We start from the raw sequence: 16,388 nt of genomic DNA on the forward strand, positions 1-16,388 counted from the left end.
TTTCCCCGTCATTCCCGCGAAGGCGCTAACCTATGCCCACATCTTTGCAAGTTTCCAGCCCTGCACGATGCTGTCGAAGCGCTGTAATCCGTGCAGCATAGTGACAGGGCCGGGTTTGGCTTCGCTGGCATATCCCATCCAGCCACCCAGGCGTGCAATTGTCCAGGCCGCCCAGGCCATAACATGACGTGGATACGGGTTCTTCTGCTTGTCCGTCTTGCCTTCAAGCTTGCCTTGCAACTGCTCCAGCACCGTGATCTCGTCGCCGTCAAACGCATCGCTGGCGCGTTGCTGTGACTGGCCGTCCCGTGCGTTGACCAACTGCAGTGTGCGAGCGGCTACCAGCACGGCCATGCTGGCCAGCTTGAGCAGGGCGCCGGCGTCTTCCAGCTGGCTGGCCTCCAGGCCAAGCCCCTGCCGCTTCAACGTGCGAAACAGCTGTTCGATTTGCCAGCGCTGCCGGTACCAGTCCACCAACCGCAGTGCGTCTTGTACGTCGGCGACCGCATGCGTACTCAGCAACCGCCAGTGCACCGGCTGCTCGCCTGGCACCACCGTATGCGTCAATTCCAGCACGTCCACTACCGACAGCTCGATGCTTGGCTGCCGGGCCCGACAGTGCTGGGGCCGGGTAATGCGTACCTGCCCAAAGCGCACTTCCATGTGGGCACAATGGGCCGTGCGTGCAGCAGAACGCGCGCCATCGGTGCTTTTGTATGGACGGCCGGCTGCGCGCGCGGGCACCTCCAATGCGAAACAGGCCACTGCCGACTGGGCAGCGAGCCATCTGCACAAGCTCCCACCCTCGGCCAGCTTGCGGTCAAAGTGCGACCGGGTGAGCAGGTGGGTGTGGCCATTCGGGATGCGGTCCCATTGCTCATAGAGGTCGCTCTCACGGTCGGCAATCACGGTCACCTCGGCGGCCTGCTCCAGACATTGCTTGGCAGCTTGTGCCGCCTGCAGCCAGCGGTACGATTCCTTCTCTTCGATGGGCAGAAGGTCATAATTGCGGGCCGCTGTCTTGGTGCGTACCCATGCCTGTTGGTGCGCGATGCCCAGACAGTCCCGATTGTCGGCATCGATGGCCAGAACCGGATGGATGAACAGCCCCGCCCCTTGCTGTTGCTGATCTTACCCAAGCCTTCGGTACGCCGCCCGTGACCGGTGTAATCGAGTTCGCTGGTGTCCTGAATGGCCAGCACATGCCGGCCGGCTGCGGCGGCAGCAGTCCTGCTGCTGCCATGGCGGATGATTTCCTGAGGTGTCACGTCGGGATGCTCCAGCAAGCGGTCGAATCGCTTCTGCGTGGCACGGTCGTCGGCCAAATGGCGAATGCAGACCGTGCCCCGTTCCAGCATTCGACCGTAAAGCAGCTTGCCGGTTTTGCAAAGACGCTTGTCGCCGAATTCCCCGATGCAATACTCATCGCCCAGCACCAGTGTTTCCTCCATGGTTGCCTCCTGCTCTCGGTCGATTCACCACCAACTACAGAATAGCCGTTGGAAAAGTTGCAAAGATATGGGCACAGGTTAGCGCGAAGGCGGGAATCCATGCTGAGGTAATGAGAGCACATGCAGTGGCTTTTCAAACTCACTACGGATTCCCGCCTTCGCGGGAATGACGAAAATTTGAGACATGATGGCTCAATACTGTCAAAAAACTTTTGCGGACCTGCTTAGCGCGGGTTCGCGGGACTGTCCTGCCCCAGGCTTGTATAGTCCACGTACCCGTCCTTGCGGCAAAAGCTGAGCAAGCGCAGGCCAGCCAGTTCTGCGATCTGAATAGCAAGCGACGTCGGGGCCGAGATGGTGGCCAGCAACTGGATATTCATGCGGGCTGCCTTGCGCACCAGCTCATAGCTGGCGCGGCTGGACAAGAAAACAAAGCCATTATCCAAGGATACGCGGCGCATCATCAGGTAGCCGACGAGCTTGTCAAGGCCGTTGTGCCGGCCGACGTCCTCGAAGACGTGCATGACCTCTCCGCTGGCATTGCACCAGGCGGCGGCATGAACTCCCCCAGTAGCCTGCATCAGCCGTTGGTGCGACGGCAATGAGGCTGCCGCGCGCTCGATCATGTCACGCGATGGCGACAGCCTGACGACGGGTTCCGGCATTCGCCTGGGCACAAGGTCGAGTAACTCAATGCTCTCGATGCCGCATACGCCGCAACCCGTCCTCCCCGCGAGAGCACGCCGCCGTTCCTTCATCGCCGCAAAGGCGCGTTGGCTGATCTCCAACTGTACTTCGGCACTGTTCTTGAGGAGGGAAACTTCCACCTCGTAAATCTCGGAAGAGTGACTTACGATGCCTTCAGTCAGCGTGAAGCCTACTGCGAATTCCTCCAGATCCAGCGGAGTAGCCATCATCACGGCGTGCGAGATGCCGTTGTAAACAAGAGCAACCGGCGTTTCCTCGGCCACGCTGTCAGTCGTAATCTGTTCGGCACCGGCCTTGTGCCGGACGATCTTGCGCGCTTGATAACCTGTGTGCTCTACCGGAACGCTGCAAAGCATGTCAACCTCACTAAGATATTTTGGAAGCATCAGGCCGCAGCCGGCGGCTGCACCGTGGACAGCCGCAGCAACACCGGTACCGACTTGGAGGTTGGCGTTCCGCAACCGTCACCAGTGCTCTCAAGGGGAACCAACGGATTGGTTTCGGGATAATATGCCCCGAGACAGCCCTGCGGGATGTCATACTCGACCAGCAGGAAATCCTCCACATGACGTTCCACGGCGTCGCCCCAGACACTGGTGATATCCACCCGCTGTCCTGCCGTGAAGCCCAGCCGAGCCAGGTCGGCCGCATTGATGAAGACCACCCGGCGCAGCCCGAATACACCACGATAGCGGTCGTCCAGGCCGTAGATCGTGGTGTTGTACTGGTCGTGGGAGCGCATCGTCATCATGACCATCAGCTTGTCGCCATATTTTTCACGGGCGCGGCGGATGGGCGACTCTTTGTCGATAGGGTTGACCAGGAACTCCGCCTTACCCGATGCAGTCTTCCACACACGCTTGCGTGACGCGGGTGTCAAGTGGAATCCGCCCGGGATCGACACGCGCTCGTTATAGTTGTCAAAGCCGTCCAGCACCTTCTCGATGGCGTCGCGAATGCGCGAATAGTCCTGCGCATACCATAGCCAATCGATCTTTTCCGATCCAAGCGTGGCAGCAGCCATGCGTGCAACGATCGCAGTCTCGGAGAGCAAGTGCGGCGACGCCGGCTCGTTCATGCCATAGGAGATATGCACCATGCATACCGAATCTTCCACCGTGACTCCCTGGGCCACGCCATTCTGCAAGTCAATTTCGGTGCGGCCCAGCGTAGGCAGAATCAACGATTCCTTCCCGTGTACGAGATGGCTGCGGTTGAGCTTGGTTGCTATATTCACCGTAAGCTCGCATTGGCGCAACGCTTGAGATGTGCGCGGGGTATCGGGTGTCGCAACGGAGAAGTTCCCGCCCAGGCCGATAAACATCTTGACCTTGCCATCCAGCATGGCGGAAATCGTGTTGACTACGTCATAACCGTGTTCTCGCGGCGGTTCAAAGCCGAAACTTGCCTGCAGGCGATCGAGGAATTCCGCATCCGGTCTTTCCTCGATGCCAACCGTGCGATCGCCCTGCACATTGGAATGCCCCCGCACCGGCAGCAGACCGGCGCCTTCGCGGCCGATGTTCCCGCGCATCATCATCAGATTGGACAGCAGCTGCACGGTTGACACCGAGTGTTTGTGCTGCGTCAGGCCCATTCCCCAACACGCGATTACCCGCTTCCCCTTCGCGTACACCTCAGTTAATGCGTGGATATCTTCGCGCGTGATCCCTGACTCGCCGACGATATCCGCCCAACTCTCCGCGCGGAGGTCATTCGCAAAGTCCTCGTAACCGTTGGTATGCTCGCGCACGAAATCAATGTCGATCAGGCGGGCCTCGCCGTGCATTACCGCTGCGTCATCCAGCTCGAGCAGCTGCTTCGCCACACCTTTGATCAATGCGAAGTCGCCGCCCAGCTTCGGCTGCACGAACATCGAGGCGATTTTCGTGCTGCTTGCGGTCAGCATCTCGACCGGGTGCTGCGGGCTCGTGAAGCGCTCCAGACCACGCTCACGCAATGGATTGATGGACACAATCGTCGCTCCGCGCCTGGCGCATTCGCGCAGTTCGCCCAGCATTCGGGGGTGATTGGTTGCCGCGTTGTGCCCGAAGATCAGGATGGTGTCGGCGTGCTCGAAATCGTCAAGCACGACCGTGGCCTTGCCGACGCCGACGGTCAGCGGCAAGCCCCGGCTGGTGGCCTCGTGGCACATGTTCGAGCAATCCGGAAAGTTATTTGTCCCGTATGCTCGCACGAACAACTGATAGAGGAATGCAGCTTCGTTGCTGGCCCGGCCTGAAGTATAAAAGCTGGCTTGATTCGGATCGTCAAGCGTTTTGAGGTGGCGCCCGATGAGCGCAAACGCCTCGCCCCACTCGATGGGATGATACTTGTCAGTCGTCCCATCGTAGACCATCGGATGCGTCAACCGACCGTGTTGCTCCAGCTCGAAGTCGGTTTGCGTCATCAGGGACGTGACAGTGTGCTCTGCAAAGAATTCCGGCGTGACCCGCTTGCTGGTCGCTTCTGCCGCTACCGCTTTGACGCCGTTCTCGCAGAACTCGAAGGTCGACGCATGTTGCCGATCCGGCCATGCGCAACCCGGACAGTCGAAGCCGTCAGCCTGGTTCTGCTTGAACAGAAGTTTGCACTTGCCTGCGGCAACTTTCTCTTTGATGAGATTGATGGCGACGTATTTCAGTGCCCCCCAGCCGGCGGCGGGGCGGGTATAAGGTGCAACGTGGCCCTTCTCGGGCGTCGGAGGATTCATGGCGTAAGTTCCTATGAAAATCGCATCGGCTCCGGCCTGCCTCGGGATGAAGCCCGGCACGCGGCGTACGCGTATATATAACGCTGATAGATTAGGTTCAGCGAGGCCGCTCAAGCACATACAGATGGCTGCATGACCGAGGAGTACAGTCTTCCGCATGGACCGTTGTTCTGGCATGGCTGGGAGCGTATGAACTGTATTCCCCAGCAGTACAGCGGACTGTACGCTGCGCGACCCTCGTCTGAGCCTACAGTTGACCTGCCGTGGCGCGTGGGTCCCTCCAGCCTCCTCAGGTTGTTCCCTGATGGCTCTTTGCACCCGCCCGCGGCACTTGTGTCCAAGGCCGGGCTGAGCGGAAAGCGACTTGCCTGCGCTCGTTTGCCACGGGCTCCCTTTCAACGGACTACGCAATGAAACTCGCTCTGAAGTCCTTTGCGGGTGTTCGTGAAGCCGTCAGATCTGGTGAGGAGATCCTCTTCGTTCCGGAGTCCGTTGAAACGGTAATCGATCTGCGCTTTTATATCGCAAATCGTGGTGGCTGAATCGCGGAGGCACGGGATACCGGAGATCGCTCAGCGCCGCAATTAACCAGATGGGAATATATCCTTTGAAATGTAATGACTATATGAATCATACGCAGTGGCTTGAACTGCAGGTGAAGGAGTGTAAGACTCTTCTACGTGACAGTCATCTCGAAACCATCTTCGCGCTCATGCGAGCATCACTCTTCAAGGACGAGGAGACTGGAGCGCACGTTCACCGGATCAGCCATTACAGTGCCCACCTGGCGACTGCTCTCGGCATGGATGCCAACTTTGTCGATACCATCTTTTTCGCCAGCGCTATGCACGACATCGGCAAGATCGGCGTCCCGGATGGAATCCTGCTCAAGCCTGGTCCGCATACTGCAGAAGAGGCCGCCGTCATGCAACGTCATCCGATCATTGGAGCAACGATCCTCGGGAAGAGCGGGTCACCTTTCGTTGCGATGGGCGCCGAGATCGCCCTGCGTCATCATGAGCGCTGGGACGGCAGCGGCTATCCGGATGGTCAAGCTGGCGAAGCGATCCCGCTGGCGGGCCGCATCATGGCCGTTTGCGATGTGTATGACGCGCTTCGATCGCGCCGTTCTTACAAAGACTCGATGACCCACACCGCAGCGGTACGCGTGATTGCCGAAGGGGATGGCCGGACAAGTCCCGCGCATTTCGATCCGGCGGTTCTTGCCGCATTTGTTCGCGATGCAGAATACTTCGAAGAAATTTTTGAGGAACATCACGACGATCCGTCAACTGCTGATTGGTTACCACGCATTCCCTGAAGGCTCTCAGCGCGATCAGTTTGTGGAAGTGCATGTCGTTGAAGACCTTGGCGAGATCCGGGTACCGCGTGCCGTTGGCGTGTACGGCGTCGACAAACTGATGAACCGCAAGACCGGACATAGCCAGCTGATGGGCGGCATCGTATGGGGCATCAGTCTGGCGCTGATGGAAAAGACGATCATGGGTACCCGGACCGGGCGCGCCGTCAATGGCAATCTTGCGGAATACCGTCTACCAGTCAATGCAGATATCGGCACAATTGACGTGTCGGTAGCGGATGAAGACGATCCGCACGTCAATCCGCTCGGTGCGAAGGGAATCGGTGACATCGGCATCACCGGCGTTGGCGCGGCGATTGCCAATGCCGTATTTCCTGCGACCGGCAAGCGGATCAGGAGTGTGCCCATCACATTTGACCAATTGCTATAACATGCTGTTGAAAACCACTCGGCCAGCCGATCTTGGGGTTTGCGGTGTTCTGCGTACATGCGTATGCGTACGCTTCTCTATTCCAACCTGCTCGCGGCCCCGTCTGAGTAGAAATCGCATCAGCGTTGAAAACTAAGTATTGCCTAAACGACTTTTAAAAAATACCTCTGCATAGAGATGCGTAAATCGCCTATTCCTTTCATCGCCGTCCTTTTAACTTTACTATTTGCATTAACAGCAACGTATGAACTCTGGAGAAACGCACGCGTTTCCGCAGACAAGTATCTTGCGGCTGAATTCGATTTCCGGGTACGCGACACGCTCACGCAAATCGTGCAAAGAATGCGTACCTATGAGCAAGTGCTGCGAGGCACGAAGGCCTTCTTGCAAGGCGCGCCGCATAAAGCGCGGAACGAGTTTCATGTCTATATCAATACGCTGCAACTGACCGAGCAATTTCCAGGCATCCAAGGAATCGGCATATCCGAAATCATTCCTCATGCGCGCTTGACCTCGCACATCGCGGAAGTTCGTCAGGAAGGATTTCCCAACTACACAGTATGGCCTCCCGGCGAACGTGACATTCTGACGTCCATTACGCAGATTGAGCCGTTTGACGAGCGTAACCAACGTGCGTTCGGATTCGATATGTACAGTCAACCTGTGCGACGAACCGCCATGGCGCAGGCGCGCGACTCCGGCAGGGCTGCATTATCGGGAAAGATCACGTTGGTACAGGAAAGCGGGACAGGCATCCAGCCCGGTTTTCTCATGTACCTCGCGGTATATCGCGCCGGCATGGATACTCATACGGTCGAGCAACGTCGTAACAGTATTGTAGGCTGGGTCTATGCTCCATTCCGTATCGCGGACTTTTTGCAGGGCCTCGGCGGTGAACGCTCCTCCGACCTGACCATACGTATCTATGATGGACCAGTGAAGTCGGAAGCAGCATGCCTGTACGGCTGCACCTCGGCGAACTCCACGCCGGCTCTGATGCATGTAACTGAATCCATACATATTGCAGGTCGCCCCTGGCTCCTGGAGATACAGTCATCACCTGCTTTGGAGCGCCGACTTTCGACAACGGCGCCAGAACTGATCGCTCTGAGCGGCGTAGTGGTCGCAGCACTGCTGTCGCTACTGGCGTGGAGCCTGGCAACGAGGCGAGCCCGGGCAACCGATCTGGCCGAAACCATGACCCGGGAACTAAAAGCATCGCATGACCGGCTTGAGGTTGAGCAAGACCGTATGAAAGTCATCCTGGAGAATTCTCACGAAGCTTTTATTGCTATTGACGAGCAAGGCGTCATTACCGACTGGAACAGGCAAGCCGAGCGCACCTTTGGCTGGACTGCTGCCCAGGCTATCGGTCGGAATCTTGCAAAAACCATTATCCCCGAAGACCAGCGAGACGCGCATAACGCCGGCTTTCAACGCTTCCTCAAGACCGGAACGGGACCGGTTATCAATCGCCGCATCGAGGTCAGCGCACTGCATCGCAACGGAACAGTTGTTCCAATCGAGTTGGCAATTGCTGCAGTCAGGAGTGAAAACGGCTACACGGCCAATGCCTTTATCAGGGACCTGACCCAGCGCAAACTGGCTGAAGCGCACGAAGCCGAGCGACAGAAAACCTTGGATGAGACCCGGCAAGCGCTGCAGCAGGCGCAAAAAATGGAAGCGGTGGGCAAACTCACCGGCGGCGTGGCACATGACTTCAACAATGTTCTGCAAATCATTTCAGGAAACATCCAGATGCTATTGTATGGCGGTGGTACCAAGGAACAGCACGAGAAGCGGCTACACGATGTAATGGGCGCCGTCGATAAAGCCGCCAATTTGTCCTCTCAGCTCCTGGCATTCGCACGACGTCAGCCATTGCAGCCTCGTGTGGTCAATGTCTGCACACTACTTGGCGCAATGGATGACATGGTGCGGCGGGTATTGGGAGCGGAAATAACGGTCGAGACGATGGTGATCGACAGCCGTTGCAATACGCTGGTCGATCCCAATCAGCTGGAGAACGTTATTCTCAACCTCGTCATCAATGCGCGAGACGCAATGAACGGCCGTGGAACGCTGACCATCGAAGTCGATCATGTCGAGATGGGCAATGACGATGTAGAGCCCTTTCCCGATCTACTGCCTGGACACTATGTACTGCTCGCGATTTCGGATACCGGCGTGGGAATGAACGCCGACGTGATGGCGCAGGCATTTGAACCTTTCTTTACGACCAAACCGGTAGGGGAAGGCACAGGCCTGGGCTTAAGCATGGTCTATGGATTTGTCAAGCAGAGCGGCGGCCACATTAAAATCTATAGCGAGATCGGACAAGGTACGTCGGTAAAAATTTACTTGCCAAGTTCGAATGAGCTGGAACAGCACACATCCGGCCCGGCGCCCAAAGATGTTGTGATTGGTGGAAACGAAACCATCCTGCTCGTGGAAGACGATCTCGATATCCAGTCCTCGGTCGGCGATATGCTGCTTGAACTTGGTTATCACGTGGTCACCGCGAATGATGGCGCAAGCGCGCTTGGCATCCTTAACCGGGGCGCAGCCATAGACTTACTGTTTACCGATGTCGTCATGCCGGGTCCTGTAAGCAGCACAGCATTGGTCGAACAGGCGAAACGGATTGCTCCCCAGATCGCCGTTCTCTTTACGTCAGGCTATACGCAGAATGCCATCGTTCATGGCGGTCGGCTTGATCCGGGAGTGCATTTACTAAGTAAACCCTATCATCGGGACCAGATGGCCCGCATGGTACGCCAGATCCTGGATCAAAGAACGACTGCACGGGCGTAACGATGCGCAAGTCTTATCAGCATGATTGCATGCCGGACCAGACAGGTGCCAATCCTGTGAATTCGCGTTCGATTGGACGAGCTCTTGAAAGCCGGGATAACTATAGGTAACTCCCATACGCGCCGGTACTATAGTGCGCTTTGGCATAAACGTTTTATGCCAGCGACAAATCGGCGAAACACCTGTCAACATCAATAAATAGCGTTGCGTGCGCGCTTTTATGTGCTAGTATTTTTCATGTTACTGACGAGTAAATAGATTTCCAAAAGTTGCAGCATGTCCGTAGTTTGTATAAAAACGAGGAGACGGCTTTGCATGCAGGAGACAACCCCATACTTGAGGTTGAGGGCGTCACGCTCGCGTTTGGCGGGATCAAGGCGCTCAACGAGGTCAGCTTTCGTGTTGCGGAAGGTTCGATTACTTCCGTGATTGGCCCGAACGGGGCCGGCAAGACGTCGGTATTCAATACCATTTCCGGTTTTTACAAGCCTGCGTCGGGCGATATCCGCTTTCGCGGACGCAGTCTGGCCGGCGTGCCGCCGCCGAAGCGCGCAGCGCTGGGACTGGCGCGCAGCTTTCAGAATATTGCGCTGTTCCGTGGCATGACCGTGCTGGATAACATCAAGCTGGGACGGCATAGCCATCTGAAGACCGGGCCGCTCGCTGCCCTGTTCTTCACGCCGGCCGCGCGGCGCGAGGAAGAACAGCTGCGGCAGGAAATCGAAGAGCGCATCATCGACTTTCTTGAAATCGACCATATCCGCAAGGCGCCTGTCGCTTCCCTCTCCTACGGTCTGCAAAAGCGCGTCGAACTGGCGCGCGCACTGGCGATGAAACCGCAGATCCTGCTGCTCGATGAGCCGGTTGCCGGCATGAATCGCGAAGAGACCGAAGACATGGCGCGCTTTATTCTCGAAGTGCGGCGCGAATGGGGCATCACGATTCTGATGGTCGAGCATGACATGGGGATGGTGATGGATCTGTCGGACCATGTGATCGTATTGAATTTCGGCCAGGTAATTGCCGACGGCAGGCCGGCGGAAGTGCAGGCCAATCCCGAGGTCATCAAGGCGTATCTGGGCTCCGGCGATGTGCTCGCGCTGCGCGCACGTTTCAGCGCTGCCGCACGCAAGGCCGAAGGTGCAACCATGCGGACCGCGGCATGAATGTCGACTGGCTGTTCTTCCTCGAGATTTCGCTGGCCGGCCTGGGCACCGGCGGTCTGTATGCGCTGACCGGCCTGGCCTTTGTCATCATTTACAAGGCGACCAGGGTGGTCAATCTGGCGATCGGCGACATGCTGATGATCGGCGCCTATCTGTTCTTTGCCTTCTCGGCCGGACTGGGATTGCCGCTCTGGATCTCGGTGCCGGCGGCACTGCTCGGCGTGGCTGCGCTGGGGGCATTGATCGAACGCACGATGATACGTCCGATGCTGGGCGAATCGCCGATTTCTTCCTTCATGGTGACAGTGGGCTTGTCGTCGATTCTGGTCGGACTGGTCGAATTGATCTGGACCGCGGATCAACGACGCTTGCCCGAGTTCCTGCCCACGACGCCGATCCAGATTGGCGAAGCCTTCCTGCCGCCGAAAATTTTCTATGGCTTCTGGATCGCCGTGTCGCTGATTGCGCTGGTGCTGCTGACCTTCCGCTTCTGGCGCGGCGGCATCGCGCTGCGTGCGACCGCATCCGACCAGGCGGCAGCCTATTCGATGGGCATCAATGTGCCGCGCGTGTTTTCGCTGTCGTGGTGCTTCGCAGCCCTGATTGCCGGCGTGGCGGGTATCGTGGTCGGTACGATCGGCGGGCTGTCGTCGACGATGGGGGTATTTGGCCTGTCGGTATTGGTCGTGGTGATTTTCGGCGGGCTGGACAGTGTGTTGGGCGCCTTGGTCGGCGGCTTGTTCGTGGGCTTGATCGAGGCCTGGGCCGGCACCTATCTCGGCGGCGAGTACAAACTGCTCGCCACATTCAGCCTGCTGGTGCTGATCCTGCTGGTCCGGCCCTACGGCCTGTTCGGCACCCACGAAATCGAGAGGCTGTAATGCGCATCGGCTCCGCCAAACAAAGCTATCGGGTCGATGAAGCCCTGTTCGACAGCACGACACAACAGACGTGGTTCGGCGTGCTGGTACTGATGCTCGCGGCCTTTCCCTTCGTGGCCAACGATTACTGGCTGTATCTGGCATGCCTGGTGTCGATCAATATCGCCAGCACCATAGGCTTGAATATCCTCACCGGCTATACCGGTCTTGTGAGCCTCGGCCAAGCCGCCTTCATGGGACTTGGCGCTTATACCGTGGCCATTTTACAGATCCGATATGGCACGCCATTTCTGCTGAACCTGCTCGCGGGCGGCGTGGTCGCGATGATAGGCGGCATCGTGGTCGGCCTGCCCTCGCTGCGTGTCAAAGGGCTGTATCTGGCCATCGCTACCATCGCCGCCGGGTTCATGACGCACTTCCTGTTTTCACACTGGGCAAGCCTGACCGGCGGCACCGGCGGGTTGACGGTGCCGCCCGCCACGTTTCTCGGCAATGAGCTTGATACCTCGTTCCGCATCTACTGGTTCGTGGTTCCCATTACCGTGCTGATGCTGTTCGGTGCTGCCAACCTGTTCCGTACCCGTATCGGACGCGCCTTCATCGCGATCCGCGACCGCGATATCTCGGCGGCCGTGCTCGGCATTCCCTTGCTGCGCTACAAACTCATGTCATTTGCCTTGTCCTCGTTCTATGCAGGCGTGGCGGGCGGCATGTTTGCCTATTTCTTCCGGCTGGTGACGCCGGAAAGCTTCCCTCTCATCATGTCGATCTTTTTTCTTGCAGCGGTCATCGTCGGTGGCATGGGCACCATTCTCGGCAGCGTGCTGGGAGCGGTTTTCATGACTCTAGTGCCGGAACTGCTGAAGCTGATTGTCGGCTGGCTGCCGCTGGGCGGCAATGCGACGCTGGTGCTGTCGCCGGTGCGCACCATTGTTTTCGGTTTGATGATCGTGCTGTTTCTGATCCTTGAACCGCATGGTTTGGCGGAGATCTGGCGACGCATCCGCCGCGTGTTCCACCTATGGCCATTCCGGACATAGGCCCTGACAAGAGGAGACGACAAGATGTTTGGCATGCAAATGAAAAAATGGATCACCGCATTGACGGCGGCCAGCGCCATGACGATGGCCGCCTCGGCCTCGGCCCAACAGGAAGACATCGTGCTCGGCGGTTCGATCCCGATGACCGGCGTATTTGCCTTTGCCGGCATTGCGATCGACCAAGGGATCAAGGACTACGTCAAGATGCTCAACGATGCAGGCGGCATCAAGGGACGCAAGGTGCTCTACGTGCCGGAAGACACTGCGTACAAGGTCGATCAATCCATGGCGGCATATAAGAAGATCACCAGCCAGCACAAGGTCAATCTGTATTATGCCGACTCGACCGGCTTTTCCAAGACCGTCAATCCCGAAATCGAAAGAGCGGGATCAATCCTGATGACTGGTGCTTCGTTCGGCAAGGAAATCAACGATCCCAAAAAATATCCGTCGCAATTCATGGTCGGTCCCGACTACACGGAAATGGTCAGCATCCTGTTGAACTACATTGCCAAAACCAAGCCGGGTGCGAAGGTCGCATTGGTCTACTCGGATACAGAATTCGGCCGCGATCCGGTGGACGAGGCGCGCGACACCGCCAAGAAGCTCAACCTGAATATGGTGGCGGAAATCGTCACGCCGCCCACCAGCGTCGACGTGTCGGCAGAAGTGATCAAGCTGCGTCGTGCCGCGCCGGATTACACGATCTTCCATGGCTATGTGCTGGCACCGATTCCGGAGTTCATCAACCAGGCCAAGTCCTTGGGCATGAAGACTGAATTCATGGGCACCTTCTGGAGCATGGACCATCAGACCGTGATGCGCATGGGCGACAATGCCGATGGTTTCATGGGTGTGATGCCATATCGCTATTACTACGATACCGAGGGCAAGTCGCCGATGCTGGAAAAGATCCGCCAACTGCGTCCGGAATACCAGACCACCGGCTATACCCAGGGCTTCCTGGCCGCGATGCTGCTGACCGAAGCGGCCAAGCGTACGCTGGATGCGGGCAAGCCACTGACCGGTTCGAACATGAAAACCGCGCTCAATTCGATCAGCAACTTCGACACTGGCGGTCTCATCGGCACACCGATTTCCATCAAGGGCAATTCCATCCCGGTCGGGCGCGTCTACAAGGCTGACATGAAGCAAAAGAAGATGGTGCCCGCATCCGATTGGATCACCCTGAAATAGCGAGGGAAGACGTGAGCGCAAGCGACGGCATGGTCCTCGAAGTCAACAACATCGAGGTGGTCTACAATAAGGCAGTGCAAGTGCTGCGGGGCCTGTCGCTGGCAGTCCCGCGCGGCAAGATCGTCGCACTGCTGGGCAGCAATGGCGCGGGCAAATCGACGATGCTCAAGGCCGTGTCCAATCTGCTGCCGCTGGAAGACGGCGCCATGACGCGCGGCGAAGTCAGTTTCGATGGCAAGGCGACCACCGGCAGCAGTCCGCACCAACTGGTGCGGTCCGGGCTGTTCCATGTGATGGAAGGACGGCGCGTGTTTGAAGACTTGAGCATCGAGGAAAACCTGGTCGCCGCCGGCTATGCGCTCACTGATGGAAGGAAACCGGATTTCGATCTGGTGTATGAATATTTCCCACGCCTGTATGAGCGGCGCAAGGGCCTGGCCGGTTATCTGTCCGGCGGCGAACAGCAGATGCTTGCGATCGGACGCGCGCTAGTCGCACAGCCGAAACTGATCCTGCTCGATGAACCGTCGCTGGGCTTGTCGCCGGTGCTGGTCGAAACCATTTTCACCATCATTGCCCGCATCAATGCCGAGCGCGGCGTGTCGATGTTGCTGGTCGAGCAGAATGCCTCCGTCGCGCTGGCTGTGGCGGACTATGGCTACATCATGGAAACCGGCAAGATCGTGATCGATGGCAGCGCCGAAAAACTGGCAGCCGATCCCGATGTGCGCGAGTTTTATCTCGGTGTCGGCACGGAAGGCGGTGCAAAGAGTTTCCGCGAACTTAAACATTACAAGCGCCGCAAGCGCTGGCTTTCCTGATATGAACACGCTCGCCGCATCCTTTGACAAGACCCAGGCGCAGATGCTGCGCCAGCAAGCGCAACTGCGTCCGGACGCACTGGCCATTCGCCAGAAGGAATATGGGATCTGGCGCCCGGTGAGCTGGTCCGCTTACTATCGACGCGCGCGGCATGTCGGGCTCGGTTACCATGCGCTCGGCCTGCGCGCCGGCGCGCATATCGGCATTCTTTCGGAAAACCGGATCGAGTGGGTGTTGTCCCAACTCGGCGCCGGACTGGTCGGCATGGTCACGGTCGGCGTCTATCCAACCAGTCCGGCCAATGAAATCGCCTATGTGCTCAACCATGCCGACGCGGAACTGGTGATATGCGAAGACCAGGAGCAGGCGGACAAGGTGCTTGCGTCGCTGGATCAACTGCCGTTGCTGAAGAAAATCGTCGTGATGGAACGCAAGGGATTCGCTGAAACCCAGGCGCTCGATCCGACGCGCATCATCGGCTTTGGCGAACTCGAAGAACTGGGTGCCGCGCATGAGCACCACTACCTGCGCTTGATCGATGACTGCCTCGATGCGCAAACGCTGGAAGACATCGCCCTCATCATCTATACCTCGGGCTCGACCGGCAAGCCCAAGGGCGCCATGATCAGCTACGGCAATATTGCTGCCATGGCGCCCGGCGTGATCGATCGCCTTGGACTGGACGGACATACCGCTCACCTCTCTTATCTGCCGCTTTGCCATGTCGCGGAGCAGATGCTCACGACTTTCGTGCCGCTGTACCTTGGTTCGCGCGTCGATTTCGGCGAATCCATTCGTACCGTGCAGGAAGACTTGCGTGAAGTGGCGCCGACCATGTTCCTTGGCGTGCCGCGCATCTGGGAAAAGCTGCACTCGGCGATCCTGATCAAGATGCAGGAAACCGGAGCTTTGCAGCGGTGGCTGTTTGCACAGGCCATGCGCGCCTGCGACGGTTTTTCCGACAAGGCAACGCATCAGCGTTCGGCATCCGAGAAGATGCTTTTTACGTTCTGGTACCTGCTGGTATTTCGCGCGTTGCAAAATTTCATCGGTTTGCGCGCCGCGCGAATCGCGCTGACCGGCGCCGCACCGATCTCGCCCGGTATCGTCCGATTCTTTCGCACGATGGGTATTCCTTTGGTCGAAGTTTATGGAATGACGGAAACCAGCGGCATGGTGCTCGGACAGAAAGTCGATGCTGCGCGTCCCGGCAATGTCGGTGTACCGACGCTGGGCGTTGACTACCGGCTCTCCCCACAGGGAGAGTTGCAGATCAAGGGTCCGGTCGTCTTCAAAGGGTATTACAAGACTCCCGAAGCCACATCGTCGACCATCGTTGACGGATGGCTGCATACCGGCGATGTGGTGGCGGAAGAATCCGGCATGCTCAAGATCGTCGATCGGTTGAAGGACATCATGATCACCGCCGGCGGCAAGAACCTGACGCCATCCGAAATCGAAAACACGATGAAGTCCAGCCGTTTCATCAAGGAATGCATCGTCATCGCGGAAGCGCGGAAATATGTATCGGCGCTGATCCAGATCGATTACGAAGCTGTCGCGCAGTGGGCGGAAGCGCGTAATATCGCATTCACGCATTTTCGGTCGCTGGTCGAGTCGCCCGAAGTACTCAAGCTGATCCAGGCCGAAGTCGATGCCGGCAATAGCCGTCTGGCGCAGGTATCGCAGATCCGGAAATTTCATTTGCTGGTCAAGGAACTCGACCATGACGATGGCGAAGTCACGGCAACGATGAAAGTACGCCGTGCGAGCATCTACAAAACTTATGCAATGGAAATTGAAGCGATGTATCGCTAAGCCGCAATCTTTTTATGAAGCGTTAAC

The 16,388-nt window shown here is 57.8% G+C and carries 12 protein-coding genes and 1 pseudogene; 10 read left to right on the forward strand and 3 right to left on the reverse strand.

What is annotated here, in order from left to right; translation table 11 throughout:
• Positions 1-30: 30 nt before the first annotated feature.
• The 3 genes from D3871_RS24890 to D3871_RS24900 all read right to left on the reverse strand — a co-directional run bounded on the left by D3871_RS24890 (position 31) and on the right by D3871_RS24900 (position 4,872).
• Complete coding sequence (locus D3871_RS24890) at positions 31-1,107, reverse strand: IS4 family transposase (RefSeq protein WP_119771808.1); 1,077 nt, start codon at positions 1,105-1,107, stop codon at positions 31-33.
• Between the two features lie 568 nt (positions 1,108-1,675).
• Entirely contained in the window at positions 1,676-2,515 is an 840-nt protein-coding gene (gene fdhD, locus D3871_RS24895) for a formate dehydrogenase accessory sulfurtransferase FdhD (protein ID WP_119771809.1), read from the reverse strand.
• A gap of 29 nt (positions 2,516-2,544) precedes the next feature.
• Positions 2,545-4,872, reverse strand: a complete 2,328-nt coding sequence (locus D3871_RS24900; protein ID WP_119771810.1) for an FdhF/YdeP family oxidoreductase — start codon at positions 4,870-4,872, stop codon at positions 2,545-2,547.
• 410 nt (positions 4,873-5,282) lie between these two features.
• Between D3871_RS24900 and D3871_RS31450 the strand changes: the two genes are divergently transcribed.
• The 10 genes and pseudogenes from D3871_RS31450 to D3871_RS24945 all read left to right on the forward strand — a co-directional run bounded on the left by D3871_RS31450 (position 5,283) and on the right by D3871_RS24945 (position 16,361).
• The gene (locus D3871_RS31450; protein WP_274381782.1) at positions 5,283-5,414 is read left to right on the forward strand and encodes a hypothetical protein; all 132 of its coding nucleotides are present in this window, start codon (positions 5,283-5,285) and stop codon (positions 5,412-5,414) included.
• A gap of 83 nt (positions 5,415-5,497) precedes the next feature.
• Complete coding sequence (locus tag D3871_RS31095; RefSeq protein WP_233575809.1) at positions 5,498-6,193, forward strand: HD-GYP domain-containing protein; 696 nt, start codon at positions 5,498-5,500, stop codon at positions 6,191-6,193.
• A 19-nt stretch (positions 6,194-6,212) separates the two neighbouring features.
• A pseudogene (locus tag D3871_RS24910) lies at positions 6,213-6,623 on the forward strand (molybdopterin cofactor-binding domain-containing protein); the annotation flags it as partial.
• A gap of 342 nt (positions 6,624-6,965) precedes the next feature.
• A complete protein-coding gene (locus D3871_RS24915) occupies positions 6,966-9,437 on the forward strand; it encodes a CHASE domain-containing protein (RefSeq protein WP_158598048.1) in 2,472 nt (823 codons plus the stop codon).
• A 311-nt stretch (positions 9,438-9,748) separates the two neighbouring features.
• Positions 9,749-10,603, forward strand: coding sequence for an ABC transporter ATP-binding protein (locus D3871_RS24920; RefSeq protein ID WP_119771814.1), 855 nt, complete (start codon positions 9,749-9,751; stop codon positions 10,601-10,603).
• On the forward strand, positions 10,600-11,484 hold the full coding sequence (locus D3871_RS24925; protein ID WP_119771815.1) for a branched-chain amino acid ABC transporter permease: 885 nt from the start codon (positions 10,600-10,602) through the stop codon (positions 11,482-11,484). Before D3871_RS24920 ends, D3871_RS24925 begins: the two co-directional genes overlap by 4 nt.
• Complete coding sequence (locus D3871_RS24930) at positions 11,484-12,524, forward strand: branched-chain amino acid ABC transporter permease (RefSeq protein WP_119771816.1); 1,041 nt, start codon at positions 11,484-11,486, stop codon at positions 12,522-12,524. The genes D3871_RS24925 and D3871_RS24930 overlap by 1 nt, the downstream gene beginning before the upstream one ends.
• 33 nt (positions 12,525-12,557) lie before the next feature.
• Positions 12,558-13,721 carry an ABC transporter substrate-binding protein gene (locus D3871_RS24935; protein WP_420799692.1) on the forward strand — a complete coding sequence of 388 codons (1,164 nt, stop codon included), beginning with the start codon at positions 12,558-12,560 and terminating at the stop codon, positions 13,719-13,721.
• A gap of 29 nt (positions 13,722-13,750) precedes the next feature.
• On the forward strand, positions 13,751-14,542 hold the full coding sequence (locus tag D3871_RS24940; protein WP_119771818.1) for an ABC transporter ATP-binding protein: 792 nt from the start codon (positions 13,751-13,753) through the stop codon (positions 14,540-14,542).
• A gap of 1 nt (position 14,543) precedes the next feature.
• A complete protein-coding gene (locus tag D3871_RS24945; protein ID WP_119771819.1) occupies positions 14,544-16,361 on the forward strand; it encodes an AMP-dependent synthetase/ligase in 1,818 nt (605 codons plus the stop codon).
• Positions 16,362-16,388 lie beyond the last annotated feature (27 nt).

This window comes from Noviherbaspirillum saxi (assembly GCF_003591035.1).
GTDB lineage: Bacteria > Pseudomonadota > Gammaproteobacteria > Burkholderiales > Burkholderiaceae_D > Noviherbaspirillum > Noviherbaspirillum saxi.

Excerpts from the sequence above, each read along its gene's own strand:
- fdhD (WP_119771809.1), bottom strand. The coding sequence starts at position 2,515 with ATGCTTTGCAGCGTTCCGGTAGAGCACACAGGTTATCAAGCGCGCAAG.
- D3871_RS31095 (WP_233575809.1), top strand. The coding sequence starts at position 5,498 with ATGAATCATACGCAGTGGCTTGAACTGCAGGTGAAGGAGTGTAAGACT.
- D3871_RS24935 (WP_420799692.1), top strand. The coding sequence starts at position 12,558 with ATGCAAATGAAAAAATGGATCACCGCATTGACGGCGGCCAGCGCCATG.
- D3871_RS24930 (WP_119771816.1), top strand. The coding sequence starts at position 11,484 with ATGCGCATCGGCTCCGCCAAACAAAGCTATCGGGTCGATGAAGCCCTG.
- D3871_RS31450 (WP_274381782.1), top strand. The coding sequence starts at position 5,283 with ATGAAACTCGCTCTGAAGTCCTTTGCGGGTGTTCGTGAAGCCGTCAGA.
- D3871_RS24940 (WP_119771818.1), top strand. The coding sequence starts at position 13,751 with ATGGTCCTCGAAGTCAACAACATCGAGGTGGTCTACAATAAGGCAGTG.
- D3871_RS24945 (WP_119771819.1), top strand. The coding sequence starts at position 14,544 with ATGAACACGCTCGCCGCATCCTTTGACAAGACCCAGGCGCAGATGCTG.
- D3871_RS24925 (WP_119771815.1), top strand. The coding sequence starts at position 10,600 with ATGAATGTCGACTGGCTGTTCTTCCTCGAGATTTCGCTGGCCGGCCTG.
- D3871_RS24900 (WP_119771810.1), bottom strand. The coding sequence starts at position 4,872 with ATGAATCCTCCGACGCCCGAGAAGGGCCACGTTGCACCTTATACCCGC.
- D3871_RS24915 (WP_158598048.1), top strand. The coding sequence starts at position 6,966 with ATGCGTACCTATGAGCAAGTGCTGCGAGGCACGAAGGCCTTCTTGCAA.